Source organism: Arthrobacter sp. NPDC056493 (assembly GCF_042795115.1).
Lineage (GTDB): Bacteria > Actinomycetota > Actinomycetes > Actinomycetales > Micrococcaceae > Arthrobacter.
Window position 1 is genome coordinate 1 of sequence record NZ_JBHTSL010000073.1, and the last position, 26,518, is coordinate 26,518.

26 protein-coding genes are annotated in these 26,518 nt (G+C 67.9%); 11 read left to right on the forward strand and 15 right to left on the reverse strand.

Annotated features, from left to right (window positions below; translation table 11 throughout):
- Positions 1-32 precede the first annotated feature (32 nt).
- From ACFQ50_RS21640 to ACFQ50_RS21660, 5 genes are all read right to left on the reverse strand, one after another.
- The gene (locus ACFQ50_RS21640; RefSeq protein ID WP_377997681.1) at positions 33-1,925 is read right to left on the reverse strand and encodes a S8 family serine peptidase; all 1,893 of its coding nucleotides are present in this window, start codon (positions 1,923-1,925) and stop codon (positions 33-35) included.
- A gap of 141 nt (positions 1,926-2,066) precedes the next feature.
- Positions 2,067-3,083 (reverse strand): magnesium and cobalt transport protein CorA, encoded by a 1,017-nt coding sequence (locus ACFQ50_RS21645; RefSeq protein ID WP_377997682.1) that lies wholly within the window; start codon positions 3,081-3,083, stop codon positions 2,067-2,069.
- A 158-nt stretch (positions 3,084-3,241) separates the two neighbouring features.
- Positions 3,242-3,640 carry a cupin domain-containing protein gene (locus ACFQ50_RS21650; protein WP_377997683.1) on the reverse strand — a complete coding sequence of 133 codons (399 nt, stop codon included), beginning with the start codon at positions 3,638-3,640 and terminating at the stop codon, positions 3,242-3,244.
- A 224-nt stretch (positions 3,641-3,864) separates the two neighbouring features.
- Positions 3,865-4,596, reverse strand: coding sequence for a glutamine amidotransferase (locus tag ACFQ50_RS21655; RefSeq protein ID WP_377997684.1), 732 nt, complete (start codon positions 4,594-4,596; stop codon positions 3,865-3,867).
- Between the two features lie 5 nt (positions 4,597-4,601).
- Complete coding sequence (locus ACFQ50_RS21660) at positions 4,602-5,303, reverse strand: FadR/GntR family transcriptional regulator (protein WP_377997685.1); 702 nt, start codon at positions 5,301-5,303, stop codon at positions 4,602-4,604.
- A gap of 128 nt (positions 5,304-5,431) precedes the next feature.
- On the opposite strand from ACFQ50_RS21660, the gene ACFQ50_RS21665 reads away from it, so the two are divergent.
- Genes ACFQ50_RS21665 through ACFQ50_RS21675 form a run of 3 tightly spaced genes read left to right on the forward strand, consistent with a single transcriptional unit; the run spans position 5,432 to position 9,640 of the window.
- Positions 5,432-6,820 carry an SLC13 family permease gene (locus ACFQ50_RS21665; protein WP_377997686.1) on the forward strand — a complete coding sequence of 463 codons (1,389 nt, stop codon included), beginning with the start codon at positions 5,432-5,434 and terminating at the stop codon, positions 6,818-6,820.
- A gap of 52 nt (positions 6,821-6,872) precedes the next feature.
- Positions 6,873-8,114: a CaiB/BaiF CoA transferase family protein gene (locus ACFQ50_RS21670; protein ID WP_377997687.1), complete on the forward strand. Its 1,242-nt coding sequence runs from the start codon at positions 6,873-6,875 to the stop codon at positions 8,112-8,114.
- A 2-nt stretch (positions 8,115-8,116) separates the two neighbouring features.
- Complete coding sequence (locus tag ACFQ50_RS21675; protein WP_377997688.1) at positions 8,117-9,640, forward strand: carboxyl transferase domain-containing protein; 1,524 nt, start codon at positions 8,117-8,119, stop codon at positions 9,638-9,640.
- A 119-nt stretch (positions 9,641-9,759) separates the two neighbouring features.
- Here the strand turns inward: ACFQ50_RS21675 and ACFQ50_RS21680 are convergent, their stop codons facing one another.
- Entirely contained in the window at positions 9,760-10,371 is a 612-nt protein-coding gene (locus ACFQ50_RS21680) for an NADPH-dependent FMN reductase (protein WP_377997689.1), read from the reverse strand.
- A 232-nt stretch (positions 10,372-10,603) separates the two neighbouring features.
- Between ACFQ50_RS21680 and ACFQ50_RS21685 the strand changes: the two genes are divergently transcribed.
- Complete coding sequence (locus ACFQ50_RS21685; RefSeq protein ID WP_377997690.1) at positions 10,604-10,747, forward strand: hypothetical protein; 144 nt, start codon at positions 10,604-10,606, stop codon at positions 10,745-10,747.
- A gap of 89 nt (positions 10,748-10,836) precedes the next feature.
- The gene (locus ACFQ50_RS21690; RefSeq protein ID WP_377997691.1) at positions 10,837-12,702 is read left to right on the forward strand and encodes a Na+/H+ antiporter; all 1,866 of its coding nucleotides are present in this window, start codon (positions 10,837-10,839) and stop codon (positions 12,700-12,702) included.
- On the opposite strand, the gene ACFQ50_RS21695 is transcribed toward ACFQ50_RS21690, so the two are convergent.
- A complete protein-coding gene (locus ACFQ50_RS21695; RefSeq protein ID WP_377997706.1) occupies positions 12,678-13,085 on the reverse strand; it encodes a hypothetical protein in 408 nt (135 codons plus the stop codon). The two genes, ACFQ50_RS21690 and ACFQ50_RS21695, sit on opposite strands and share 25 nt — an antisense overlap.
- 268 nt (positions 13,086-13,353) lie before the next feature.
- Here ACFQ50_RS21695 and ACFQ50_RS21700 point away from each other — a divergent pair, with 268 nt between their 5' ends.
- The 3 genes from ACFQ50_RS21700 to ACFQ50_RS21710 are packed head-to-tail and all read left to right on the forward strand — an operon-like array spanning position 13,354 to position 16,562.
- Positions 13,354-15,213, forward strand: coding sequence for an ABC transporter ATP-binding protein (locus tag ACFQ50_RS21700; RefSeq protein ID WP_377997692.1), 1,860 nt, complete (start codon positions 13,354-13,356; stop codon positions 15,211-15,213).
- On the forward strand, positions 15,210-16,199 hold the full coding sequence (locus tag ACFQ50_RS21705) for an NUDIX domain-containing protein (protein WP_377997693.1): 990 nt from the start codon (positions 15,210-15,212) through the stop codon (positions 16,197-16,199). The genes ACFQ50_RS21700 and ACFQ50_RS21705 overlap by 4 nt, the downstream gene beginning before the upstream one ends.
- Before the next feature lie 39 nt (positions 16,200-16,238).
- Positions 16,239-16,562: a DUF6221 family protein gene (locus ACFQ50_RS21710; RefSeq protein WP_377997694.1), complete on the forward strand. Its 324-nt coding sequence runs from the start codon at positions 16,239-16,241 to the stop codon at positions 16,560-16,562.
- Positions 16,563-16,599: 37 nt separating this feature from the next.
- On the opposite strand, the gene ACFQ50_RS21715 is transcribed toward ACFQ50_RS21710, so the two are convergent.
- The 3 genes from ACFQ50_RS21715 to ACFQ50_RS21725 form a co-directional block, all read right to left on the reverse strand.
- Positions 16,600-17,484: an HNH endonuclease gene (locus ACFQ50_RS21715; RefSeq protein ID WP_377997695.1), complete on the reverse strand. Its 885-nt coding sequence runs from the start codon at positions 17,482-17,484 to the stop codon at positions 16,600-16,602.
- Between the two features lie 91 nt (positions 17,485-17,575).
- A complete protein-coding gene (locus ACFQ50_RS21720; RefSeq protein WP_377997696.1) occupies positions 17,576-18,175 on the reverse strand; it encodes a DUF1992 domain-containing protein in 600 nt (199 codons plus the stop codon).
- Between the two features lie 169 nt (positions 18,176-18,344).
- The gene (locus tag ACFQ50_RS21725) at positions 18,345-18,533 is read right to left on the reverse strand and encodes a hypothetical protein (protein WP_377997697.1); all 189 of its coding nucleotides are present in this window, start codon (positions 18,531-18,533) and stop codon (positions 18,345-18,347) included.
- Between the two features lie 360 nt (positions 18,534-18,893).
- Between ACFQ50_RS21725 and ACFQ50_RS21730 the strand changes: the two genes are divergently transcribed.
- On the forward strand, positions 18,894-19,574 hold the full coding sequence (locus ACFQ50_RS21730) for an NADPH-dependent F420 reductase (RefSeq protein ID WP_377997698.1): 681 nt from the start codon (positions 18,894-18,896) through the stop codon (positions 19,572-19,574).
- Positions 19,575-19,620: 46 nt separating this feature from the next.
- Here ACFQ50_RS21730 and ACFQ50_RS21735 read toward each other — a convergent pair whose 3' ends face one another.
- Genes ACFQ50_RS21735 through ACFQ50_RS21750 form a run of 4 tightly spaced genes read right to left on the reverse strand, consistent with a single transcriptional unit; the run spans position 19,621 to position 21,951 of the window.
- Positions 19,621-20,130 (reverse strand): ASCH domain-containing protein, encoded by a 510-nt coding sequence (locus tag ACFQ50_RS21735; RefSeq protein ID WP_377997699.1) that lies wholly within the window; start codon positions 20,128-20,130, stop codon positions 19,621-19,623.
- Positions 20,127-20,552 carry a thioredoxin gene (trxA, locus tag ACFQ50_RS21740; protein WP_377997700.1) on the reverse strand — a complete coding sequence of 142 codons (426 nt, stop codon included), beginning with the start codon at positions 20,550-20,552 and terminating at the stop codon, positions 20,127-20,129. Before trxA ends, ACFQ50_RS21735 begins: the two co-directional genes overlap by 4 nt.
- A gap of 25 nt (positions 20,553-20,577) precedes the next feature.
- Positions 20,578-21,456 carry an LssY C-terminal domain-containing protein gene (locus ACFQ50_RS21745; protein WP_377997701.1) on the reverse strand — a complete coding sequence of 293 codons (879 nt, stop codon included), beginning with the start codon at positions 21,454-21,456 and terminating at the stop codon, positions 20,578-20,580.
- A 27-nt stretch (positions 21,457-21,483) separates the two neighbouring features.
- Positions 21,484-21,951: a hypothetical protein gene (locus tag ACFQ50_RS21750; protein ID WP_377997702.1), complete on the reverse strand. Its 468-nt coding sequence runs from the start codon at positions 21,949-21,951 to the stop codon at positions 21,484-21,486.
- A gap of 269 nt (positions 21,952-22,220) precedes the next feature.
- On the opposite strand from ACFQ50_RS21750, the gene ACFQ50_RS21755 reads away from it, so the two are divergent.
- A complete protein-coding gene (locus tag ACFQ50_RS21755) occupies positions 22,221-23,171 on the forward strand; it encodes a peptidase (protein ID WP_377997703.1) in 951 nt (316 codons plus the stop codon).
- 60 nt (positions 23,172-23,231) lie between these two features.
- Here the strand turns inward: ACFQ50_RS21755 and ACFQ50_RS21760 are convergent, their stop codons facing one another.
- Complete coding sequence (locus ACFQ50_RS21760; RefSeq protein ID WP_377997704.1) at positions 23,232-25,166, reverse strand: glycoside hydrolase family 15 protein; 1,935 nt, start codon at positions 25,164-25,166, stop codon at positions 23,232-23,234.
- Positions 25,167-25,171: 5 nt separating this feature from the next.
- Here ACFQ50_RS21760 and ACFQ50_RS21765 point away from each other — a divergent pair, with 5 nt between their 5' ends.
- On the forward strand, positions 25,172-26,452 hold the full coding sequence (locus tag ACFQ50_RS21765) for a pyridoxal phosphate-dependent aminotransferase (protein ID WP_377997705.1): 1,281 nt from the start codon (positions 25,172-25,174) through the stop codon (positions 26,450-26,452).
- Positions 26,453-26,518 lie beyond the last annotated feature (66 nt).

The following is a 26,518-nucleotide window of genomic DNA, read 5'->3' on the forward strand; positions in this document are numbered from 1 at the left end:
CTGTTGTAGTGGGGGTGAGGAGTTGCCGGAGCTCAGAGGGAACCGGTGGTGAACGTCCATCGGGCGGACTTCAGCGGGTTGCCCGCCAGGTCGCGGACCGCGGCGGTTCCGCCGGTCACGCTGACCGTGTACGCGGTCCGCGCGGCCAGGGCCGCCGAGGGGTTCAGGATCCACTGGTTCGTGGTGGCGTTGCGGGAAACGGTGGCGGTCACCCTGGCGCCGGTGGCGGCGTTCTTCAGCGTGACGGTGCCGGTGGTTGCTCCCTGGATGGCCTCGCTGAAGGTCACCGCGATGTTGTTGGCGCGGCGTACCAGCGTGGCGCCCGGTCGTGGTGTCATGGCCGTGATGACGGGGGCCGGGCCGGTGGTGAACGTCCAGCTGCCCGTCACGAAGGGGGTGCCCGCGGCGTCGCGGACAGCGGCGGCTCCGCCGGTCAGCGTGGCCGTGTACTTGGCGTCGTTGGCAAGATTGGCCGCCGGGTTCAGCGTCGCGGTGTGCGTGCCGGCGTCGTAGCTGACGGCGGCGGGCACTGTTGCTCCCGAGGCGTTCCGGAGGACGAAGGTGGAACCGCTAACGCCCCGGACAGCGGTGCCGAACGTGGCGGTGACGTTGGCTGCCACGGCGACGGCGGAGGACTTGGCTGCCGGGCTGAGCGATGTCACGGCCGGCGCGGCCAGGACCACGGCGGCGGGGTTGGTGAACAGCAGGCGGTTGGGGGTTCCCGCGGTGGCTGCGGAGACGGCTCCGGGGGTGGCAGCGGAAAGCAGCTTCGCCGCCACGTCCGCAGGGAGCAGTCCCGGCGACCGGGACAGCAGCACGGCTGCGGCGCCGGCCACGTGCGGGGACGCCATCGACGTGCCGCTCATCAGGGCCGTGGCCGTGGCGGAGGCAGGGGAAGCTGACTTGATGCCGACGCCCGGCGCGTACAGGTCAACGCAGCTACCGTAGTTGGAGAAGGACGCCTGCTTGTCCGCGGAGTCGCTCGCGGCGACGGTCAGCGCGCCGGCAACGCGGGCCGGGGAGCTGTTGCAGGCATCGGCGGCGGAGTTACCGGCGGCGACTACCGCGGTCACGCCGTCGTTGATGATGCCCTGCACCGCGGCGTCCACCATGGCGCTGGCGGTGCTGCCGAGGCTCAGGTTGGCCACGGCCGGGGTTCCGGCCTGGTGGTTGGAAGCGACCCACTCCAGCCCGGCGATGACGTCCGAGTTGAAGCCCGATCCGTTGCAGTCCAGCACGCGGACGGGGATCACGGTGGCCGCCTTGGCCACGCCGTAGGTCTTTCCCGCGATGGTGCCGGCAACGTGCGTGCCGTGTCCGTTGCAGTCCCCGGTGCCCAGCCCGTCGGAAATTGCCGTCCACCCCTGCGCGACGCGGCCGCCAAACTCCGCGTGCGCAGACAGCACGCCGGAGTCAATTACGTAGGCGTTCACGCCGGCACCGGAGGAGGGCGCGGTGTACGTCCCGGAAAGCGGGAGGGCGCGCTGGTCGATGCGGTCCAGGCCCCAGGTTGCGGACTGCTGGGTATCGGCGGCCGTCACCGAGGCATCCAGTTCGACGGCGGCGACGCCCGCCGAGCGCTTCAGTTCCGCGGCCTGTCCCGGCGTCGCCGTCACCACGGCGCCGCGGATGGCCTTGGCGAAGGTGCGTCCGATGCCGATGTTCCGCGAGCGAAGGTTCCGCACGGCCGAGGAAACGTCGGTCCCGGCGGAGTAGCGCACGATGTAGCGGGCAGGAGCAGCCGCCTGGGTTTCCGCGGCGGCAGTGCCGGTGCCGGCAATGCCCGGCGAGACTACTGCGAAGGCGGCGGCAAAGCCCGTCAGCAGCAGCGAGGCCAGGGCAGGACGGAGAACAGACGAAGCGCGAATTTTGGGGTTCCTTCGAAAGCTGGGGGCCGGCGGGGAAAGCCAGTGGAAGGCCTGCATCCAGTGTATTTTCCGCACCCCCGCGCCGGCCCGCAGCTGCACGGAAGCTTCGATAAAGCTTCGGCTGCTGCGGAAAAACCGGCGTAACCCTGCGGTTGCTTGCTCACGGGGAGCCGGCCGGCGAGTCCGTGCGGGGAAGGCCTAGATCCAGTTGTTGTGCTTGAAGGCGGCATACAGGGCTATGCCCATGCCGATCATCAGCCCTATCGCCATGGGATAGCCGAAGATCCAGTCGAGTTCAGGCATCGTATGGAAGTTCATCCCGTAAATGGTGCCGATGAGCGTCGGCGCGAAGAGTATGGCCGCCCAGGAAGAGATTCTCTTGACCTGCTCGCTCTGCGCGAAGCTGGACTCGGTGAGGCGGCGCATCTCGTCGTTCTGGCGCTGGGCCACGAGGGCTGCGTTGACCGCGAGCGCGTTCTGCAGCAGCGCCCGGAAGGACGCGATCCGGTCGTTGAGCCGCAGGACATGGTCCAGCACGTCGCGGAGGTGGTCCTGCAGCTCAGGGCCGGGGTGGTGGTCCGGCGCTCCGGTGATCAGGGCCTGCAGGATTCCGGCCAGCGGCCCCGTGGCGCGCTGCACGGTGATGACCTGGCGGGACAGTTCGTAGATGCGGCGGGACACCTCCGGGTCTGCGCCGAACAGCTCGTCCTCGATCTCGTCGATGTCGTTTTCCAGGCCTGCCGCGACCGGTTCGTACTCGTCCACCACCTGGTCCAGGATGGCGTAGAGCACGGCGTCGGGGCCGAGGGCCAGGAACTCCGGCTGGGATTCCATTCGGCGGCGGACCCGCGCCAGGTCCGGCGACTCCGCGCGGCGGACGGTGACCACGAAATCCGGCCCGGCAAAAACGTGGATCTCGCCGAACTCCACCTTTTCGACGTCGTCGAGGTACCGTGCCGGACGCAGGACCAGGAAGAGCGTTTCACCATAGTGCTCAAGCTTGGCGCGCTGGTGTCCGGTGAGCGCGTCCTCCACCGCCAGCGGGCTGAGGTCGAACTCGTCGGCCACCGACCGCAGCTCGTGGGGGTCCGGCCGGTAGAGCCCGATCCAGGCCATTCCCTCCCGCTGCCGCAGCAGGAAGTACGTCTCCTCCAGCCCGTCCGGATCCGCCGTCCGGCGTCCGGCCACGTACACGGCGTTATCAACAATGGCCATGGCAGCGCCTCCTCAGGTGGACCGGCATCCCATGGCAGTGACGTTAGCCCTTCCAGACCGCCGTGCCAATACGGCGCCATGCCGATACGACACCCCCACACGAAAAGCCGCCGGCGCAGGGCTGGCGGCTTGGATGCTGGCTCCCGTGTTCGCCCGGGTCAGATCCTGGCGTGGAGGCCGCGGCTGACCGGACGCCCGAAGGAGGCCGCGCCGAGGAATTCAACGGCCACAAACGGTTCCGAGCCCACCACCCATTCATCGTGCCCGGGCGGAATCGCGTAGGTGTCATTGGCCCTGATCACAGAGCGGACCCCCTCGGGCGTTTCCACCTCTATGACGCCGGAGAGGCAGAATCCCAGGTGGTTGTGCTGGCAGAAGGGGGTCTGTTCCGTGGGTTTGGTGCATTCGGACCAGCGCCAGCCGGGGGCGAGGATCAGCCGGGCAACGGAGAAGTCGTTGACGCTGACCAGGTCCACCTCGGCTTTGTCCGGGCATCTCTTCTTGTCCGGGTCATCGAAGGACTTGACGGCAAGGGCGGTAATGAAATTGGCGGTCATGGACGGTACCTGCAGATTTGGTTGAGACCTGAAATTTGAAGGCGGCTTCGGGAGAAGCACCACGCTGGCGGCGTGCGGGCTGCCGCCGAGGCGTGACCGTGCAGCAGCCGCATCATTTTTGGTGCGGCTGCCCCCTCACCGCACGCACACGCAACAGATCAAATGTTGACGTAGTTCAACGGTAGACCTCTGCGGGGCGAAGTCAATGGGAAAAGTTGCTGCGGTTATGTGCCGTAGATCTTCACGAAATTCCGCAGGATCTTCATCGGTTCGGTGGCGGTGAAGATCCGGGCTTCCGCCATCAGCGCCTCGGCGGATTCGGGCGGGAAGTATCCGGCGTGGCGGTAGATATCGATCCTGGTCACCAGCCCTTCGGCGTCAAGTTCCGGATGGAACTGCGTGGCGTACAGGTTCTGCTTGACCCGGAACATGTGCACGGGGCAGGCGGCGGAGCTCGCCAGCAGCACCGCGTGCGGCGGCAGCACCGTGCACCCTTCCTTGTGGCCCGTGAAGGCGGTGAACTGCGCCGGCATCCCGGCCAGCAGCGGATCCTGCAGGCCTTCCGGGCTCAGGCTGATGGTCACGCCGCCCAACTGCTCGCCGTACGTCCGGTCGATCACGGCGCCCTGGTGCAGGCCAAGGGTGCCGACCCCGTAGCAGGCGCCCAGGAACGGGAAGTCCTCCGCCACGATCCGGTCCAGCAGTGCAGAGAGTTCGCGCTCCACGCGGTGCTGGGCTTCGCTCTTCTTTTCGGGCGGGTCGCTCGAGGTGAACGGGCTGCCGCCCACGATGATGCCGGAGTAGTCATGGAGGTCCAGCTCCGGCAGCGCAGCCCGCTCCATCCGGATCCGTGTCAGCTGGTGCGGTTCCAGCCCGCCAAAGCGAAGGTACGCCTCGTATTCGTCCTCCGCGGCCACGTCCTCGGCCCGCGATGCGAGCAGCAGAAACGGTTTCACAATGCCTACTTCAGCAGGGCGACGTCGGACACGAGGGTGATGTGGTCCAGCATGGCTGCCGCGGCGGCTTCCGGATCCTGGACCCGGATGGCGTCCGCGATCTTGCGGTGGGATGCCAGCGACTGCTCCGGCCGGCCGGGCTGCCCCAGCGACTCGAGCCGCGTCTCCAGGATCATCTCCGCAATGAAGGTCATCAGCTGTGCGAGCACACCGGAGTGCGCGGCGGCGGTGATGGCCTGGTGGAACAGTTCGTCGCCGTGGGCACCCTTGGCACCGGCGGCCACCTCCTCCGCCATGACCTCCAGGGCCTTGTCGATGGCCCGCATGTCCTCGTCCGTCCGTCGCTCGGCAGCAAGCTCGGCCAGCTTGACCTCGAGCGTGCTGCGGGCCTCGACAATCTCGGGAAGGCGGCTGCGGTGCTCGCGCAGCCCCTTGAGCACGGAGGGAACGTTGGGCCGGTAGACGAGCACCGCCCCGGTCCCGTGCTGGACATCGATCACGCCCAGGACCTCCAGGGCCACCAGCGCCTGGGCAAGCGTGGCCCGGGAAACGCCCAGCCGCTCGGCCAGGTCCCGCTCGGCGGGAAGGGTGTCTCCAGGCCCCAGCTGCGCGGACTCGATGAAATCCATGAGCTGCTCCACGAGCTGTTCGTAGAGCCGGGGCCGGGCGACACGGGAAATCTGTTGCGTTGCTGTCTTCCTGGGCATGCGCGTCCTTCCGGCGATCTGGCTCCAGCTTAGCGGAGGAATATTGACAAAGTCACCTAGTGTCTAGGAGGCTAGGCCAGTGAGCTTGTAAGCCACATCACATCAACTCTCACCCCGGAGGCACAACGATGTCCGCTCCCGTCCTCTCCATCATCATCCTGGCGGTGATGTTCCTGCTGGCCACGGTCCTGCCCCTCAATATGGGCGCCCTGGCTTTCGTAGGCGCGTTCCTGCTGGGCTCGGTGGTGCTCGGAATGTCCACCAGCGATATTCTCGCCAACTTCCCCGGCGGCCTGTTCCTGACGATTGTCGGGGTCACCTATCTCTTCGCGATCGCCCAGAACAACGGAACCATCGACCTGCTGGTCCGCGGCGCGGTCCGAATGGTGGGCAGCAAGGTGGCGCTCATCCCCTGGGTCATGTTCGCCATCACGGCGGTCATCACGGCCGTCGGCGCCCTTTCCCCCGCCGCCGTCGCGATCATCGCGCCGATCGCCCTGAGCTTCGCCGCAAAGCACAAGATCAACCCGCTGATGATGGGCATGATGGTGATCCACGGGGCGCAGGCCGGTGGCTTCTCCCCGATCGCCGTCTACGGCGTCACGGTCAACGGGATCATCGCCAAGACGGATCTGGAAGCCAGCCCGATGGCGATCTTCCTCGCCAGCTTCATCTTCAACCTGGCCATCGCCGTGGTGCTCTTCATCGTCCTGGGCGGCAGTAAACTGCTCTCCACCAAGACCGGCCGGCTCGTTGAACAGGCCGCTGAGTCCAGGATGGCCGTCAGCGTCGGGGCCCGCGCCGCCGGTGCCACCCTGAGGGGCTCCGGCACCGACATCTCCTCCTCCGGCGTCGCAGCCAAGGGAACCTCCGGCTCCACTTCCGCCGCCAAGTCCGCCGAAGCCGGCGGCGCCCGCGCCACGGTTCCGCAGCTGGTCACCATCGCCGGCCTGATCGCCCTGGCCGTCATCTCGCTGGGCTTCAAGGTGGACGTCGGCTTCGTCTCCATCACCATCGCCATGGTCCTGGCCCTCGTTTCACCGGCCGCCCAGAAGGGCGCCATCAACAAGATCAGCTGGTCCACCGTCCTGCTCATCTGCGGCATGCTCACGTTCGTGGGCGTCCTCGAGGAAGCCGGCACCATCAAGTTCGTCTCCGACGGCGTCGCCCACCTCGGAATGCCGCTGCTCGCGGCCCTGCTGATCTGCTACATCGGCGCCATTGTGTCGGCCTTCGCTTCCTCCACGGCCATCCTGGCCGCGCTCATCCCGCTGGCCGTCCCGTTCCTGTCCAGCGGCGAAATAGGTGCCGTCGGCGTGATCGCCGCCTTGGCCGTCGCCGCCACCATCGTGGACGTCTCGCCGTTCTCGACCAACGGTGCGCTGGTACTCGCCAACGCCCCGGAGGACGTGGACAAGGACAAGTTCTACAAGCAGATCCTGGCCTACAGCGGCATCGTCGTCATCGCCGGACCCGCCATCGCCTGGCTGGTCATGGTGCTCCCCGGCTGGATGTAGCCGGCCCGAACAGCACCAGCAGCCCCTCCAAGCAAGTGAAGGAACACCCAGCATGAGCCATGAATCCACGCCCCAGGCCGAAGGGCCCCTCGCCGGCTACCTTGTGGTGGACCTGAGCCGCGCACTGGCCGGACCCCACGCCGGCATGATGCTCGCGGACCTCGGCGCACGGGTCATCAAGGTTGAGAACCCCGGCACCGGAGACGATACGCGCGGCTGGGGGCCGCCGTTCGTCGGTCCCGAGGACGATCCCCAGGCCACGTACTTCCTCTCCTGCAACCGCAACAAGGAATCCATCGCCCTGGACCTGAAGAGCGACGACGGGCGGACGGTGCTGCGTGAACTGCTCGAACGCGCCGACGTGGTCATCGAAAACTTCCGCCCCGGCGTGCTGGACCGGCTCGGCTTCTCCGCCGCAGAGATGCACGCGCTGAACCCCGCCCTGGTGGTCCTGTCCATCACCGGTTTCGGCCACGACGGCCCCGAATCACGCCGCAGCGGCTACGACCAGATCCTGCAGGGGGAGGCCGGGCTGATGTCCCTGACCGGTTCCGGTCCGGACGATCCGCAGCGGGTAGGCGTTCCCATCGCGGACCTGCTCTCGGGCATGTACGGGGCGTTCGGCACGCTGGCGGCACTGCTGCAGCGCGAACGGACCGGGCAGGGGCAGATCGTCCGGACCTCGCTGCTCGCGGCGCTGATCGGTGTGCACGCGTTCCAGGGCACCCGCGCCACCGTTGCCGGTGAGGTACCCAAGGCCCAAGGCAACCACCATCCGTCCATCGCACCGTACGGCCTGTTCCACTGCCGGCAGGGCCGCGTGCAGATCAGCGTGGGCAGCGAGAAGCTGTGGCACACCTTCGCATCCACGTTCGGCATGGACGCGGACCGTCCGGAGTTCGCGTCCAACGCAGAGCGCGTCCGGAACCGGGAAAAGGTCATCGAAGAGGTGGAGCGCGCGTTCGCCGAGTACGAGGCGGAGCCGCTGCTCGCGAAGCTGAACGACGCGGGGATCCCGGCCGGCAAGGTCCGCACCCTGGACGAGGTCTATGAATGGGAACAGGTCCACTCCCAGGGCTTGGTGATCGACGTCGCCCACAAGATCCTCGGCAACGTCACCCTGCCGGGGCCGCCGCTGCGTTTCTTCAGCGCCGCGGACACCGCGGAAACCACGCTCAAGGCCCACACGGCTCCGCCGCTGCTGGACCAGGACGGCGAACAGATCCGGCAGTGGCTCGGCCTTGTTCCGGCCGCCGCCGTTGGCTCTGCCGGTGCCGCCGGGGAGGGCCGCTGAGCATGAGTGCAGCCCAGAAAGCCCGCCATCTGGATGCCACCGAACTCATCGCCGCCGTCCTCGACCCCGGCTCCTACCGCACCTGGGATTCCCCCGTGGTGGACCCCGACCCCAGCCCGGAATACCGGCAGGAACTCGCGGCGGCCCGGGAGAAAACCGGCGTGGACGAGTCCGTCCTCACCGGCGAAGGCCTCATCCGCGGCCGCCGGGTGGCCGTCATCGTCAGCGAATTCCGTTTCCTTGCCGGCTCCATCGGCCTCGCTGCAGCGGAACGGATCGTGAACGCCGTCGAACGCGCCACCCGGCAGGGGCTACCGCTCCTGGCCGGACCGGCGTCGGGCGGCACACGCATGCAGGAGGGGACCATCGCGTTCCTCTCCATGGTGAAGATCAGCGCGGCCGTCCGGGCACACCGGCAGGCAGGCCTGCCCTACCTCGTCTACCTCCGGCACCCCACCACCGGCGGCGTCATGGCCTCCTGGGGTTCCCTCGGGCACATCACCGTGGCGGAGCCGGGCGCCCTCCTGGGGTTTCTGGGGCCCCGGGTCTACGAGGCGCTACACGGTTCCCCTTTTCCGGAGAACGTCCAGGTGGCCGAGAACCTCTTCGACAAGGGGCTCGTGGACGCGGTGGTCCCGCCGTGGCAGCTGTCCGACGTCGTGGACCGCGCCCTGGGCATTTTTGTGGCCGGCCCGCCTGCGCGGGTCCGCCCGCCGCGGACGCTGTCCGTGAAACCGTCCGACGCCGGCGCCTGGGAATCAATCGAAATCTCCCGGAATCCGCGGCGCCCGGACCTGCGGCAACTGCTCGCCTACGGCGCCCGCGATGTGCTTCCGCTCAACGGCACCGGCCAGGGCGAAAAGGACCCGGGGCTGCTGCTGGCGCTGGCCCGCTTCGGGCAGAAGTCCTGCGTGGTGATCGGGCACACCCGGCCCCGGCCCTCGCAGCAGACCGCCATGGGGCCCGCGTCGCTGCGCGAAGCCCGGCGCGGCATGCGGCTGGCCGAGGAGCTCGGGCTGCCTTTGGTAACGGTGATCGATACCGGCGGCGCGGCGCTATCCAAGGAAGCTGAAGAGGGCGGGCTGGCCGGCGAAATCGCCCGGTCGCTCCACGACCTCATCGGGCTCAACTCCCCCACCGTTTCCGTGCTCATGGGGCAGGGCACCGGCGGCGGCGCCCTGGCGCTGTTCCCGGCCGACCGCACGATTGCGGCGCAGCATGCCTGGCTGTCCCCGCTGCCGCCCGAGGGCGCGAGCGCCATCGTCCACCGCAGCACCGAGTTCGCCCCGGCCATGTCCGAAGCGCAGGGCGTCAACGTGGCCTCGCTGTACGCCCATGGCATGGTGGAGCACATCGTGGATGAACGGCCCGACGCGGCCTTGGAAGGCAGGGCCTTCTGCCAGCGCCTGGGTCGGGCCATCGAGTACGAGCTGGCCGCGCTGTCGGCGGCCGGGGTGGCCGAACTCCTCCCGCAGCGGCTCGAAAAGTACCGCAACCTCGGTGGCCTGGTTCCGCTCCCCCTCTAGGACCATCCTCCCCGCTCCGCCCTTCCCTCACTTCCAGGAGTTTTTGTCCAGCTAATGGGGCCTCGGGGCCGCCGTACGGCCATTATCTGGACAAAAACTCGGGAAGAACGTGGGGATGGTCAGCGGGAGAGCTTCTGGGTGTCGGGTTCCCGGTCACCGATGTGGCCGGGGGCGTTGGCCGCCAGGACCCGCTGGACGAAGGCGCCATACTCCTCCATGTAGTGGCGCAGGAAGGCCTCGGTGGATTCGTCGTTGACCTCGCCGTCAGTGCCGAACACGTCCGGGTTGAACTTCACGTAGGCCTCGGGGGCGTTAAGCTGCGGGGCGTCGAGGAAGCTCAGCACGGCGCGCATGGAGGACTGCATCACCGCTGTGCCGATGCTCCCGGGCGAAGCGCCGATGATGCCGGTGGGCTTGCGGGCGAACGAGTTGGTGCCCCAGGGACGCGATCCCCAGTCGATGGCATTCTTCAGGGCGCCGGGAATGGAGCGGTTGTATTCCGGGGAGACAAAGAGAATGCCGTCGGAGCCTTCGATGGCCTCCTTGAGGGCCCGGCCTTGAGGCGGGAAGTCGGCGTCGTAGTCGTAGCTGTAGAGGGGCAGGTCCTTAATGGGGATCTCGGTGAACTCGAGGTCCCCGGGGGCGAGCCTAATGAGGGCCTTGGACAGGGCCCGGTTGATGGAGCCGCTGGCCAGGCTCCCGACGAAATAGCCGATCTTGTGCGTTGCCATGATGGTGTTCCTTCCCAACAACCGGCGCGAACCGGCTGGGCCGACGGTGCAAAGGGCAGTGCTGCGACGGACAGCCGCAGGGGCATTTCGGGTGCAACCCCAACAGTTCAGCACAGAACAAAATTCACGGCCAGAGCGCAGGGCCGGTTCTTGACAGGCTGAGTGGTGCGGTAGCTAGATGAACGTTAAGGGATGGCCACCAGCACAGAACCGCAACTAAGGAGCGGCAGTCATGAGCGAAAATCCGGAGATGCTGCAGCGCATCCACAGCGAAGCACCAGCCGAAGGCGATGAAACGGCGGACCCCACCGACATCCGCATGCATTCGCAGGATCCGGCGGAAGGTGTGGACGACGTCGGCGGAACTGCGCCGTAGCCTGCGTAGTCATGCCGCCCGACGGCGCCGCCCGCCGTTTGGCGGTCCGGGCCGGTCGGGCGGTCCGGGACAGTTGAGAGAATAGCCGCATGGACGTCGCCCTGGGGTTACTGGCGCTCGCCGCCGTGGTCTGTGCGGTCAGCGCGCTGGGCCGCAAGCTTGATGTGTCGGTCCCGCTGCTCCTTGTGCTCGCAGGGGTGGGCGGTTCCTTCCTCCCGTTCGTGCCCCGCGTCGATCTCAATCCTGAACTCGTCCTCGTGGGGCTGCTGCCGCCGCTGCTGTATGCCGCCGCACTGCGGACGTCGCTGTTCGACTTCCGCTCCAACCGGCGGGCCATCGGGCTGCTCTCGGTGGGCTACGTCATCTTCGGCACCGTCGTCGTCGGCTTGGTGGTCTGGTGGCTGTTCCCGGAGATACCGCTGGCTGCGGCCATCGCGCTCGCTGCCGTGGTGGCTCCGCCGGATGCGGTGGCCGCCACGGCGATTGCACGCAAGGTGGGGATGCCGCGCCGGATCGTCAGCATCCTGGAGGGCGAGTCGCTGGTCAACGACGCAACCGCCCTGGTGTGCCTGCGCGCAGCCGTCGCCGCCCTCGCCGGAACTGTTTCTGTGCTGGAGATCGGCGCCGATTTCCTGCTGGCTGCCGGCGGCGGGCTGGTGGTGGGGCTCGCCGCAGCCTACGTCCTCACGCAGCTGCGCCGGCGGATCCGCAACGTTGCCATCAATACCTCGACGTCACTGATGGCACCCTTCGTGGCGTACCTGCCGGCGGAGGCGATCCACGCGTCGGGCGTTCTGGCAGTGGTGGTCACCGGCCTGATCATGGGCACCAAAGCACCTTCGATGCCCAACGGGGCCGCCCGGCAGAGTCAGCGGAGCAACTGGGAAACCGTGCAGTTCCTGCTGGAAAATTCGGTGTTCCTCCTCATCGGCCTGCAGGTGCGGGCCATTATCGAGGGCGTCCAGGACGACTCCCTGGGCGCCGCCAGGATCTGGGCCGGCTGCGCGGTGATCCTGCTGGCCGTGCTGCTGCTGCGGCCGGTCTGGGTCTTTCCGGCCACCTACCTGCCAAGGGTCATCCCGGCCGTGGCCCGGAACGACCCTTCGCCGCCCTGGCAGTACCCAGCCATCATCTCGTGGGCCGGCATGCGCGGCGTGGTCACGCTCGCCGCAGCCCTCACGCTACCCAAGGACCTGGAGCACCGCACCGTCCTGATCCTTGCGGCGATGGTGGTGGTGGGCGGCACCCTGGCGCTGCAGGGGTTCACGCTTCCCGCCCTGGTGCGGCTGCTGCGGGTGCAGGGCCCCGATCCGGGCGAGGACGCACTCTCCCAGGCCTCGCTGACGCAGCAGGCCACGGCGGCTGGAGTGGAGCGGCTGCACGAACTCCGGACCGACGATGACCCTCCGGAGGTGGTGGCCATGCTCAAGCGAAGGACGCTCGAGCGCGGCCTGGCAGCGTGGGAACGCCTGGGCAGGCCGACGGCGGAAGCCGCCACTCCCAGCCAGCGCTATGCCCAGCTGCGGCTGGCCATGCTCGAGGCCGAGCGGGCGAAGGTCCTCGAACTCAGGAGCGGCGGGAACTACGCCCACGAGGTGCTGAGCAGCGTCCTGGAGCGGCTCGACGTCGAAGAATCGATGCTGGACGCCGTCATCGAGGAGGCCGACGTTTCCGGATCCGGTGCCGTCGCCCGGCCGGGCGGCGCCTGCGAGCATCTGGAGTCGGCGCCCGATCCCGAGGTTCCCCGCGGTGCACGCTGTGACGCCTGCCTCCGCGAAGGCACGGTCACGGTCCACCTGCGGATGTGCCTTGAGTGCGGAAACGTGGCCTGCTGTGATTCCTCGTCCGCAACCCACGCTTCCAGGCATTACCAGGCCACTGGGCATCCGGTCATGCGCAGCATCGAACCGGGCGAGGACTGGCGGTGGTGCTACCTGGACGACCTGCTCGGGTAGCCCCGGCCCGCGGACAATTTCGCGTGGTCCCCCGATGCCACCGGTACGGCCGGCACCGGTTCACCCGCGATGTCCGAGGCCGGGGTGAGGACCCAGCGTTCCCCGTCCTGTTCATAGCTGATCACCATGGGCGCGGAGGCAGTGCTTGCCGCGTCCACGGCCAGCAGCAGTGCCGCCTGCATGCGGCTGGCATGCCCGAACCGTGAGTTCGGGGTGCCCTCGAGGTCGCTGTTGTCGATAAGAATGTAGGCCTTGCCTTCGGCCACGGCCTTGATCGAATACCCGCGCTCCTCGTGGACCGATCCGCGGGATGCGGCAATCTCCGTAACCCTGTCGGCCCGCACCAGTCCATGATTGATCGTGCGGATCCACACGTCACCCATGGCGTCTCCTTTGCTGCCGTGCGGGCTGAAACTGCCTCTACATGCAAACGGTAGTCCGAGACAGCCCGGATGTAAGCCCCCCAAACGGTGCAGCCGCCGTCGTTATTCAAACCGCCAGCAGGTTTTCCCCAAGTTCCTGGAGGGTTTTCCCAAAGTTCCGTAGGAAATACTGAGCCGGACCAGGGATTATCCCTGGCCGGTCTCAGAGCATCGCCGAACGCACAGCGTTCGGGCGATGCCCGCGACCGCCGGGTTCTTAGGGGGAGAGATGTTTCAAACCTTTTGGCGGTTCCGCGGGGCGATAGCCCCACATGTCTGGGCGCTGGCGGGCGGCGCCCTCCTGGTGGTTTTTGTCGCCGCCATGGAAGTGGCCCTGCCGTGGCCCATGAAGGTCATCGTCGATGACGTGCTGCAGCCGACGGGCAGCTCCAAGCTCCATGAGATGCCTGCCTTCCTCGGCCTGGCCGGCCTGAGCCAGCTCCAACTGCTACTGCTCGCCGCCTCGGCGCTCCTCGCCATGACAGTGCTGAATGCGGGGGCGGACTACCTCGGCACCCGCCTGCTCAACGGCGTCGGTGAGAGGGCGATGGCCACGATCCGGGCCGAAGTCTTCACCCACCTGCAGCGGCTGTCTTTGGCCTTTCACGACAAGCAGCGGCTGGGCGACCTCGTAACGCGCACCACCACCGACGTCGACTACGTGCGCGCCCTCATGGTGTCCATCCTGTCGGTGCTCCTGCCCAATATTTTTATTCTCGGCTTCGTCATCACGATCTGCGTGCTGATTGACCCGACGTTTGCACTGATCGGCCTGGCGGTGTCGCCGCTGCTGTTCATCACAGTGCTCTTCTACCGGCGCCGCATCAAGGGCGCGTCGAAGGAGGCCCGCAACAGGGACAGCGACATCGCGGCCGCGATGTCGGAGACGTTCGCCTCGGTCCGGGTGATGCAGACCTACACCAGCGAGGCGCGCCACGAGGAGGAATTCCGCACCCGGAATGACGGCCGGCGTGATGCCGGCCTGAGGGTGATCCGGCTGCAGTCCATGTTCTCGCCGCTGGTTGACATCATCGCGACCATGGGCACGGTGCTGGTCCTCTGGATCGGCGCCCAGCGGGTGCTGGACGGGTCCCTGACGCTGGGCCTGCTCCTCGTTTTCCTTGCCTACCTCAAAGCCATGTACTCCCCGATGAAGTCACTGGCCAAGCTCACCACCGTCATCAGCCGAGGCCAGGCCAGCGCCGAGCGCATCCAGGAAATCCTGGACACCGCGCCGGCCATCTCGGACCTGCCCGGCGCTCGGCCCGCACCGCGGCTGGCCGGTACCGTCGAACTGCGCTTAGTGAGCTTCGGCTACCAGGGCGACCGGCACGTGCTGCACGGGATTGACCTCAAGGCGGAGCCCGGCAGCGTCGTGGCGATCACCGGCCCGACGGGTGCCGGCAAGTCGTCGGTCGTCAGCCTGATTCCACGGCTCTACGATGCTGCCGAGGGGGAAGTTCTGCTTGACGGCATCGACGTCCGGGACCTGCAGGTGGCCACTGTGCGCCGGCAGGTCTCCATGGTGCTGCAGGAATCCATCCTGTTCCGCGGGACCATCTACGACAACATCGCCTACGGTTCGGAGGACGTCACCCGGGAGCAGGTCCTGGCCGCGGCCGAGGCAGCCCACGTGGACGAGTTCGTCCGCAACCTGCCCCTGGGATACGACACCCCCGTGGCCGAGCGCGGCGTCACCCTTTCGGGCGGCCAGCGCCAGCGCATCGCCATCGCCCGTGCGCTGGTCCGGGACACCCCCATCGTCATCCTCGATGAACCGACGTCCGGCCTGGACGCCATCTCGGAGCAGTACGTTATGCGCGGTCTCGAGCGGCTCATGGCAGGGCGCACGGTGATCGTCATCGCGCACCGGCTCTCAACGCTCAAACGGGCCGATCGGATTTACGTGCTGGACAAGGGGCGGATCGTGGAAAGCGGCAGGCACGCCGAACTCGCCGGGTCCGGCGGCCTCTACAGCCGGCTGGACAGCCTGCAGCATGCCAAGGACGCCCCAGCCCTCACGCTGGTTCCTGCCGAGAACCTGCTTCCTGCCGAAACCGGCAGCCTTCAGACGGAGACGAGCGCATGAGCAGGACCAAGCCCCCGACCTACGGCGCGCTGCCCTGGCGGATCGGAAAGAAGGGCGCCCTTGAACTGCTCCTGATCCACCGGCCAGGCCACGGCGACTGGTCCATCCCCAAAGGCAAGGCGGACCCTGGTGAAACCGGCCGGGAGTGCGCGGAACGCGAGGTGCGGGAGGAAACGGGCCTGCGCTGCCGCATGGGCGCGGAACTGCCCAGCATCAGCTACGAGGACAGCAAGCGCAGAATCAGGACCATCCGTTACTGGGCTGCCGCGGCCGAGTCAGGCCGCTTCACTCCCAATAAAGAGGTCGACGCCGTCAAGTGGCTATCGCTGCCGGCCGCCTTGCGCACGGTGACAGAACCGCGGGACAGGCCCGCCATCATCGCCCTTGGCAGCCTGCTCCAGTTGGAGCTGGGCGTCCGTTTGGCGCCGAAGCGGGAGAAAATGCTGCTGCTGGTGCGCGGGGCTGAGATGACCAAAACGGACGAGTGGGACCCGGCAGCCGGCAGCCGGCCACTGTCACCGGCCGGGCAGCAGGCCGCCAGGTCGCTGGCCTCGCTGGGAACCATGTTTGACATCGAACGCATCGTCTCGGCGCCCTCGGTCCGCTGCGTTGAAACGGTCGCCGCACTGGCGCGCGGGGAGTCCCTCGAAGTGGAACGTTCAGAACACCTGACCGGCGGCAATCTGGCGGCCGCGCTGGATCTCGTGGCCGCGGCCCGCGGGACGGGAACGGTCCTGTCCACCCACGAGGATGTCATGGCGGATATCCTGGCGCACCTCGTCCAGCGCGACCGGACGGTCCTGACCAAGCGCTTCCGCGTCCGCAAGGGGTCGGCCTGGGTGCTGACCGGCGACCGCACCAGGTACCACTCCGCCTACTACCTGCCGCTGTCCCCCACGGACCTCAGCAGCGTGATGGACCCCAGCGTCGCCGATTTCAGCACAGCGGCTTTCAGCTCTGCCGCGGAGCTTCGCGCCGCCGTCTAGCAGCGTGTGCCCGCGTTGCGGCGGGCGTACGCTCAGACAGTGGACATTGTGGAGTTCCTGTCCGCGCGCATCGCCGAAGACGAGGCGGCGGCGCGCAAGCTGCTCGACGACCGAACGACCTCGGAATCGGGCAAGTGGTACGAACGCCGCCTGCTGCTGGAATGCGAAGCCAAGCGGCGCCTGATCAGCATCGTCGAGGCGGCCCGGCAGACCGCCCTGGCCACGCTCGTGAGCGATCCCTTCGGCGATGAGACCGAATGGATTCCGCAGGCACTGGAATGGACCACCCTGTCCCTCAATGCGCTCGCGGTCCCCTACAGTGATCATCCCGACTTCAACCGGGACTGGCTCTGGTCCCCGTAAATCCCGTTGGCAGGGCGCGATTCAGGTGCTGCGCGATTCAGGTGCTGCCCAGGATACGGCGGGCGTCGGCCTGGGCGTCAAGCTCCTGCTCAGACACCACGGACCCGCTGATGTATCCCGCGCGGGACAGCATGGCCCGCAGTTCCGCCACGGTGTAGGGGATCCGGCGCCGGTGCGCCATGGCGTGGCAGTTGGGGCACAGCGGAACGAGGTCCCCCACAGGATCCAGCTCGTAGCCGGGACCCAGCTGCGCTGCCGGCACCAGGTGATGGACGTGGATGAAGCCTTCGCCTTCCGGGCCGTAGGCGGCTTCAAAGGAGAATCCGCAGGCGGCGCATGAGGTGCCGTGGTGCGCCAGGCAGACGCGCCGGGCGTGCGGGTTGCGCTCGTACCGGTTCACGCCTACCCGGATCAGGTCGTCCTGCGGCAGGGTGCCGGGCACCGGAAGAACCGGATCAATCTCATCGCCCGGCAGGCACTCGGCCCAGAGCTCCCTGATGGCACGTGCCTGTTCCTCCGGGATCGGCCTGCAGGCGCCAGCGTCCGCCGCAGCCGCCCAGTCCGCCCCAGCCGCCCAGTCCGTCAGCGGCGCGCGGGCCGCCAGGATGTCTGCCGGGACCTGGTCTCCGAGCGGCAGCAGCACGTCAAAGTCCACGTCAATGCAGGTCCGGGTCCGGTGTTTCAGACCCGGCCCGGCAGCCGTGTATGGCCTGGAGGCGACCACCCCGTGGCCAATCAGCCCGCTGCCTGTCTTTCCAAGCAGCAGGAGCCATGCATCCGCTCCCGGCGCCGGCTGGGCACCGGGGGCGGTGGGCCACGCCCGCCGGTGCACACCCGCGGCGCCCAGCTCATCCACCACCAGCGAATAGCCCGGCCAGGTATCGCCTACGCCCGGGTTCCAGCCCAGCAGAACAGCCACCATTCCTTTATCGTGCCACCTCCGGGTGCGGCCGTGCCCGAGTCACGGCGGGCATGTTCCGCGGACTTCAGGACGGTGGCGCAGGGAGCAGCTTTCAGGAAGGGCGGTTTCGCAGGCGTCGCCACCACGGGGGTTTGGCTTCGGTAACAGGTTCCGGCGCAGCCGCGGCCGCCGCCGCCCGCCGTTCCCGCCACCGCTGCACCTCGAGGCCGGCGTCACGGGTTTTCGTCACCACCGGTGGCCCGCCCTGCAGCTGGCGGCGGGCGTCGATGACGCTGGCATTGAAGTCCTCGACGATGTCGCGCACCTGTTTTTCCGTGTGCTGTGCGTCCAGTCTGGCGTCCAGCTCCGCGTCCTCGGTGCGCAGCAGGATCGCTTTTGGTCCGAGGCCGCTAAGGTGCTCACGCTGGATGAGGCCCTTGACCCACCAGTCGGGGTCGTAGCCCTCCCCCAGGCCGGGAATTGGCTTGCCGGAGTATTTCAGGTTGTCGAACTTTCCCTGCGCCATCGCGTCCCGGATCAGGTAGTCGGCCCGGGCGGGGTCGCTGACCTTCCGGCGCTTTTCCCGCAGTTCAGCCTCCGCGGCGGACAGCTCCGCGTCGTCCGCCGCTGTGCCGCCGGCGGACCGGAGGGCACGGAGTTCGGCCGCGCGCTCCACTTTCCGCCTGAAGTCGCCCCCTGCTGAACCCGTCACCTTTTCACCGCCCCTGCCTCCGGAGATTGTCCCGTTTCCAGTATTCCGGGGCGTGCCGGACACTTCAACGGAGCGCCGAGGGGAACCAGGCAGACGCCGGCAAGAACGACGACGGCGGGACCTCCCGCCGTCGTCCGCCTGCAGCGGTGCGTTCTACGTCGGATCCGGCTTACATGGGGTCGGGCCAGTTGCCGATATCGGCGCGCGCCGGAACGGGGGCGACCCCATCGCCTTGCGGCCGCACGGCGGCAGCGTCCGCCACCGCGGCCGGGCCGGAAGTCAGGTCGGGGACCGCCTTCACGGGGGCCGCGTTCACAGCCGCCGTGATGACGGGAAGTTCAGACCTCGGAATCTTCATAGTGGCCCTCACAGGTGGGGCGGCAACTTAAGGCCGGACCGGGTACTCAACCATGATTGCCGGCGGTCGGACGAGGCTTTGGCGAGCCCTGCGTCGAACCGATCCGGCGATCACCGACGTGCCGAATCAGCCGGGGAGGACCGGCCGGTCCGGCAACAACCGTGGCGGCCTTCCCAGCCCAGTGTCTGCCAGCAACTGGTGGCGCCGGCACACTTTCCACCACCCAATAAATCAACCCTATGTGCCACAGCGTTGACCGGCATCCGTAGCAGGTACTCGAATTTGCGCAGCGTCCGCTACTTGGGCACTCGCTGGCTTGCGGCAGTCCGCCGTCGTTGGGGGTACGTCGTCTGGCGTAATGTGCGAAATACCTGCCGGCCGCCGGCTGTTGCGCCGAACATGACAACAATCGGAATCATCGGTGCAGGACACATTGGAAGCCAGGTCGCGCGGAAGGCTGTGGAGCTTGGCTATGACGTGGTCATCAGCAATTCACGGGGGCCGGAAACGCTGGCCGCCCTCGTTGCGGAGCTGGGCCCGCGGGCAAAAGCGGCCACGGCTGCGGAGGCTGCAGCAGAGGGCGACTTTGCCGTCGTCACCGTTCCGCTCAAGAGCTACCGGGACATCCCCGTGGAGCCGCTGGCCGGAAAGATCGTGATAGATACCAACAACTACTACTGGGAGCGGGACGGCCGATTCCCGGCGCTGGACAACGGGGTAGCCACCACGTCCGGCCTGCTGCAGGAACACCTTCCGGAGTCCAAGGTGGCCAAGGGCTTCAACCACATCATGGCCAAGCAGATCACCTCGGACGGCGCCCCGGCGGGCACGGAGAACCGCCGCGCGCTGGCCACGGCCAGCGACTACCCCGAGGCGAGTGAGCTGGTGGCAAAGCTCTACGACGAGTTCGGCTTCGACACCGTGAACATCGGTCCCCTGTCCGACAGCTGGCGTGTCGAGCGCGACCGTCCGGCCTACGTCGTCCGGCAGAACGCGGCCGAGCTCCGCGAGAACCTGGCGAAGGCCCCGCGGACCATCTGATACCCAACATCCCAGGCCAGACCCTGACGAGCGGACCCGGCGGACCCTAGGCCGGGTCCGCCAGGTCAGGCGGCCAAACCACCCGGAACCGCTCGAAAACAATCTCGTCGGCTTCCGCCCATTCCAGCCCGCGGCGGTCGCGGGCGCGGGTCCAGTACCTCCGGTGCCCCGCCTGCCAGCTCGTCAACGAGCCGTCATCCTCGCCCTCATCCCGGGCGAACGCCTCATCGGCGCTGGTGAACGGGCCGAGTCGCAGCTCGACGGTCCGCAGCACGACACGCGGGACGCCAGAGCCGTCACACGCGATCCAGTGCGACCCGATGCGGGGCAGGCTCTCCCCGGCCGCAAGGAATTCGTCGGCGAGTTCAGAGGTGGCCCGTTTGGCCCCCTCGGTCACTGCCCGCAACAGCTCATCGGCCAGTGCCACCGAATCCCCGAAGCGTTCAACTGTGTAGTCCCCACAGAGGCGGACCGCTTCAGGGCAGGCGGCGGCATACTCAGACCAGAAAAGTTTGGCCGCAGCAGTGTCCACTCCCGGAAGAGCTTCAGCACTCATGCGAGCGCCCCCTTCAGCCAGCGGTCCAGCTCGGGGGCGGGGGCCGCGCCTGCCTTTCGGGCCACGATCTTTCCATCCACGATCACCATCAGCGTCGGGACCGCCTGGATGGCAAAACGGGCGGAAAGCTGCGGTGCCTTGTCCACGTCCACTTTCACGAGCTTCACCTCGCCCGCCCGCTCATGCGCCAACCGGTCCAGCACCGGGCTCACCATCCGGCAGGGTCCGCACCATACCGCCCAGAAGTCCACCAGCACAGGCACGCGGGACTGTTCGGCTATGACGGCGAAGTCGTCGTCGCCCGCCTCCACCACCCAGGGCAGGTCGCGGCGGCATTTTCCGCACCGCGGCCGGCCCTCTGCGGCAGCGGGCACGCGGTTGGCCTGCCCGCAGTGCGGGCATTTGATGATCGCCTTGTCCATGCCGTCCTTACCTCCGTTGCTGTGACTAGCAGTCAACCACGGGTTCGTTCTCCGCATGGCCGGGCGGCCGGAGGTCGATGATGGGAAGGTCCCCGTCCGTGCGGATGCTGTCTCCTCCGCCGTTGCGGTGGTGGTAGCCGGAGGAGAAGTGCCTGATCACGTGCACGGATTCCACGGCATTGGCAGTCTTCAGGGTGCCGATGATGAAGTCGCGTTCCTCGTCGGTCCCGTCGGCGATCTTGTGCGTGATCTGGAACGTGAAGAGCGAGAGGCCCACGCTTTTGTCGTATGTTCCGGCACCCACCCAGTCGACGGCGAACCCGCCGGGAAGCATCCAGCCGTCCGGGCACTTCCAGAACCGCACGTGGTGCCGCTTGCGCGGATTGCCGTCGATTGCACGCTGGAACGCCATGTCCTGTTTGTTGCCGAAGACGTACAGCGCACTGACCGGCGACTGCGGATAACTCCTGCCCAGCAGCGTCGCGGTGAGGGTCCGCCAGGCGGTGGCCGGGGTGACGGGATCGGCCTCGGTCCATCCTGCCGTGAGCATCGCGGTGCGCAGCTCGTCCGCCGGACCGATGACAGCGAGATTGACCGGATCGCCCAGCACTCCGTCGCCCGTGCGGGCACGCCCGATGAAGTAATTCGGCAGGTACAGGCTGCTGAGGATCTTGTGGACGCGGGGCAGGAAGGCGTACGCGGCAATCAACCAGACGGGGAGGAACACCCACACCTGCTCCGGTCCCCTCGCCAGGCGGGCGAGCAGGAAGAAATAGACAGCCCAGCCCACGGCGGCGGTGATGGCCACGTACAGCAGCCGCTGGAGGACGGCGACGACGGTGGCCCAGCGGGTGCCCCAGCGCGCCTTCCGGCTGTCCGGCCGGGAGTGCTCAGGCTCCTGCATGGTTTCGGTACCTCTGGGGACAGCCACCTACTTGGGCAGGTGCTCCAGCAGGTGCGCCGTGACCGCGCCGTACGCGACGTGCGGCACGATGTCGCTGACCCAGTCCGCGGCACTCCAGGTCCGCGGATCAGTCACGCCCAAGGCGGTCATGGGAACGTTCGAGACGAGCAGGGCCGCCACGGAGGCCACCGCCACCGACAAGACGGGTCCGGTGCGCACCCCCAGTGATCCGGCCGCCCCCAGCACAGCGCCGAGTCCCATGCCGGTGGCGATGCCGAGCAGCGGACCAAGCGCTTCCACCCGGTTCCCACGCTGGGCCTCGGTTCCCGGGATCGTCACGCCTGCCTGCTCCGCCAGCCGCTCCACAGAGTCGGCGGGCGTGGTGCTCGCCGACCGGCCCCGCCACACCATATCCAGGTAGCTAACGGCATTCAGCGCCGTGGTTCCCGCGGCGCCGGCGAGCGCTCCATTAACAAGTCCTTTGAACAGGGACATCCTCAGCTCTCCTTCAGGCTGTGTGCTGGGCATTTCTATGCTGAAACTTACGTGCTGCCACTGATCACGGCAACGCCGGCGGCGCTGGTCCGAAACCGAAGTCAGCGTTTGTCGCTCCGTCCCCTTATGCTGTGGGTGATCCATCCCGCGTGATGGCGCAATGCAACAACAGGGGGTCACTGTTGCGTCCGGACTCCAACTGGCGGGAGAGCCCGCCGCCGGCCGATTTTGGCTTGCCATCCAGTTTTGGCGGACCGGCCGGCTCGGGCATGCCGGCTGACCATGGCGTGACCGCAGAGGGATTGCCCCCGGGTGTCCGCCGCTCCGCGAGCGGGCGGATTCCTCAGTGGGCCATCGATGAGGCCCTGGGTATCCAGCAGGGCCCCGCCCCATGGCGTTCGGGCCCGCCGCTTCCGGTCCGGCCCACACGCGGGCATGGCAGGAAGTGGGCCATCGGCGCGGGCATCGCCCTGCTCCTTGGCCTCTCGTCCGTGCCGATGATGTTCGAGCGCTTTGTGCTGCCCGCAGTCCTGCCGTATCTCCCGGGAGCGCCGGTGCCGCCGCCCGGATTCGAAGCCGCCGACGCACCGCTGGGGCAGCCGCCTGCCAGTACAGGGTCGAAGGCTTACGCCCTGCAGGAGTCCCCGGACCCCGGCCAGCCCTTTGCTGCCTACGATCCCTGCCGGCCCGTGCATTACGTGGTCCGCCCCGACGACGCCCCGCCGGGTGCTGACCAGATGATCCAGGAGGCGGTCGCCAGGGTTTCGGCCGCCACCGGGCTGCGCTTCGTTTATGACGGCCCCACGTCGGAAGCTCCCAGCGAGGAGCGCGAAATGTACCAGCCGGACCTCTACGGCAAGAGATGGGCACCTGTACTGATCGCCTGGTCCAACCCTGCGGAGAGTCCAGACCTGGCCGGGGATGTGGACGGCCTGGGCGGCAGCGGATATGCGTACGTGGAGGGGCAGCCGTATGTCCTGGTGGCCGGGCAGGTGGCACTCGATGCCCCCGATTTCGCCGACATTCTGCAGTGGCCGGACGGACGCCGGTACGCCCGTGCCGTCATCATGCACGAGCTCGCCCACGTCGTGGGCCTGGACCACGTCAATGACCCCACCCAGCTGATGAACCCGGAGGGCGCCGACCTCACGGAGTTCGCCTCAGGCGACCTCGCCGGCCTGGCCATTCTGGGCGGCGGGGAGTGCGTTCCGGAACTCTGACCCTGCCAGCGGCTCGCTGACGACGGCGGCAGGTCCCGCCGTCGTCCGATTGCCTGGCGTTTAGCCGCCGGAGCTTTCCTGTTCAGCAGCGGCGATGGCCCAGGCTGCGTTGATGAGGCCGATGTGGCTGAAGGCCTGCGGAAAGTTGCCCAGCAGTTCGCGGCCGTCGGCCGCCACCTCCTCGGCGAGCAGCCCCAGGTCCGACGCGAAGCCGGCGGCACGGTCGAAAACTGTGCGGGCACGTCCGGTCTGCCCGGCGAGCGCCAGGGCCTGGGCCAGCCAGAAGGTACAGAGCAGGAAGGTTCCCTCCTCCCCCGGCAGCCCGTCGGCAGCCCGGTAGCGGAAGACCAGCCCGCGGTCATCGGTGAGGTTGCGGTCGACGGCATCGATGGTGGCCAGCATGCGCGGGTCATCGGCGGGCAGGAAGCCCACGATGCAGAGCAGCAGGCTTGAGGCGTCGAGCTCCGCCGAGCCGAAGGACTGGGTGTAGGCGTTCGCGGCCTCGCTCCAGCCTTCCCCGCGGATCGTGGCAGCGATTGCCTCCCGTGCCTGCTCCCAGTCCGGGACCCTGTCCTGCGCGTCCAGGGCATCCGCCAGCCGGATGGCACGGTCCACGGCGACCCAGCACATGAGCTTCGAATGCAGGAAATGGCGGGGCTCGCCGCGGACCTCCCAGATGCCCTGGTCCGGTGCCTGCCACCGGGCGGCGGCGAGGTCTGCAGCGCCCGCCAGAAAGCGTTTCGTTTCCGGCTCCAGGTCGGCGAGGTATTCGGGCAGCCGGTCCGCGGCGTCGAGCAGCTCGCCGTAGATATCGAGCTGGCGCTGCTGCCAGGCGCCGTTGCCCACGCGCACCGGCCGGCTGGAGCGCCAGCCCGGGAGGTGCGGCAGTTCCCGCTCGGACAGGTCACGTTCCCCGCCGATGCCGTACATGATCTGCAGATCGTCGCCGTCCTGCTGCGCCGCGACCGCCGTGGCCAGGAAGCGGAAGAACTTTCCGGCCTCGTCGGGACAGGCGGCCACCCATAAGGCCTGCAGCGTCATGCTTGCGTCCCGGATCCAGGTGTACCGGTAGTCCCAGTTGCGGGTTCCGCCGGCCACCTCGGGCAGCGAGGTGGTGGCGGCGGCCACCATGGCACCTGTAGGGAAGTACGTCAGTGCCTGGAGGAACCGTCCGCTGGCGCTGACGAGATCCTGCCACGGCCCGCGGTAGCCCTGGTGCAGTTCCGACCAACTGTTCCAGCCCTGCAGCGTGTCCTCGAGCCGGCGCGCGGCTTCCGCCTGGTCCCACAATGGAGGCCGGTCCTCCCAGCTGTGCCGGTGGTGCAGGACGAAATGCGCTGCATCACCCGCACGCAGTGATAGGCGGGCATGGGCGGGCCCGCCGTCCAGTTCGAAGGGCACCGGGCTGGAAAGGGCCAGCACATCGGCCCCGCCCCTGGCGAGCAGCCCGCCGTCGGCCTGTTGCAGCAGCGGCCGGACCAGCCCGTATTCGGGCCGCGGATCGAAGATCACGTCCACCGCAACCTCCCCACTGGTGCACCTGACGCTCCGCAGCAGCGCGCCCGGAGACGCTGCGCCGAGTTCGTGGCCGCGGTTGCCGTCGCCGAGCAACAGGGCATCGGTCACCGTGATTGTCCCCGACCCCGAGGTGTGCGTCGTTTCGAGGACCATGCTCGGTCCGACGTAGCGCCGGGACGTTCCGGTGCCGTCCACCGGCCGGATCGCCCAGAATCCGGCCTCCTCGCCGAGAATGCGGCCAAAAACCGAGGGGCTGTCAAAGCGCGGAAAACATAGCCAGTCCACCGATCCGGCCGCCCCCACCAGCGCGGCTGAACGGCAGTCGGAAAGAAGGGCGTAATCAGCAATCGGGTCACTGGCCATGCCCGCACCATAGCGGATTCCGGAAGCCCCGGCGAGGGCGTCGAGGTCATTCATGGCGAACCCGTGGGGCCGGGACGTTTCACGTTGTCCGGAGCCGCGCAGCTGTGAAAGCATGCCTCATGCGCGCCATGCAGAATTCCAGCCGATTGCAAGATGTCCGTTACGACCTCAGGGGTCCGGTGCAGCATGCGGCAAAGAAGATGGAGGCGGAAGGCCACAGCATTCTGCGGATGAACCTCGGGGATCCGGCGCCGTTCGGCCTGCATGCGCCGGAATCCATCGTGGTGGACATGATCCACCACCTGCGCGAAGCCCAGGGATACAGCGACTCGAAGGGCATTTTTTCCGCCCGGACCGCCATCTCGCAGTACTACCAGACCAAGGGCCTGATGGAGATCGGCGTCGAGGACATCTTCATCGGCAACGGGGTCAGCGAGCTCATTTCCATGACGCTGCAGGCCTTCTTGGAGGACGGCGATGAGGTCCTCATCCCGTCACCGGACTACCCGCTGTGGACGGCTGCCACCGTGCTGTGCGGCGGCAGCGCCGTGCACTACGTCTGCGATGAAGAGAACAACTGGTGGCCTGACATGGCGGACGTCGAGGCCAAAATCACGGACCGCACGCGGGCCATCGTGCTCATCAACCCCAACAACCCGACCGGCGCCGTGTATCCGCGGCACATCCTGGAAGGGTTCGCTGACCTGGCCCGGCGCCATGACCTCGTGCTGTTCTCCGACGAGATCTACGAGAAGATCCTGTTCGAGGACTACGTCCACATCCACATGGCTTCGGTGGCCCGGGACATCCCGGTGCTGACGTTCTCCGGCCTGTCCAAGGCGTACCGGATGCCCGGCTACCGGGCGGGCTGGGTGGCGGTGAGCGGGCCGCGCTGGGCCACCGCCGCCTACCGGGAATCACTGGAGTTGCTGGCCTCGCTCCGGCTCTGCCCCAACGTTCCCGCGCAGCACGCGATTCAGACCTCGCTGGGCGGCTACCAGAGCATCACGGATCTGATCCGGCCCGGCGGCCGGCTGCGGGAGCAGCGCGACCTTGCCTGCCGGCTGCTCAACGAGCTTCCCGGCGTGAGCTGCGTGCCGGCGGCCGGCGCCATGTACCTGTTCCCGAAGCTGGATCCGGAGATGTACCCGTTCGTGGACGACGAGCAGTTCGTCCTGGACCTGCTGCAGGACCAGAAAATCCTTGTCTCGCACGGAACGGCGTTCCACTGGCACGCCACCGACCATTTCAGGTTCGTCATCCTGCCCGCGGTGGACGATATCCGCGAGGCCGTGCGCCGCATCTCCACCTTTCTGTCCTCCTACCGGGCCAAGGCCGGCCGCGCCCGCGCCATGTCCGGCAACGCCGCCCACCACAGCCAGGACGAACTGAGCGCCTGAGCCCTGCCGCTGAAGCGGCGCTGACCAAACGGCAGTGGAAAGCGGACGACGGCGGGTGCTTCCCGC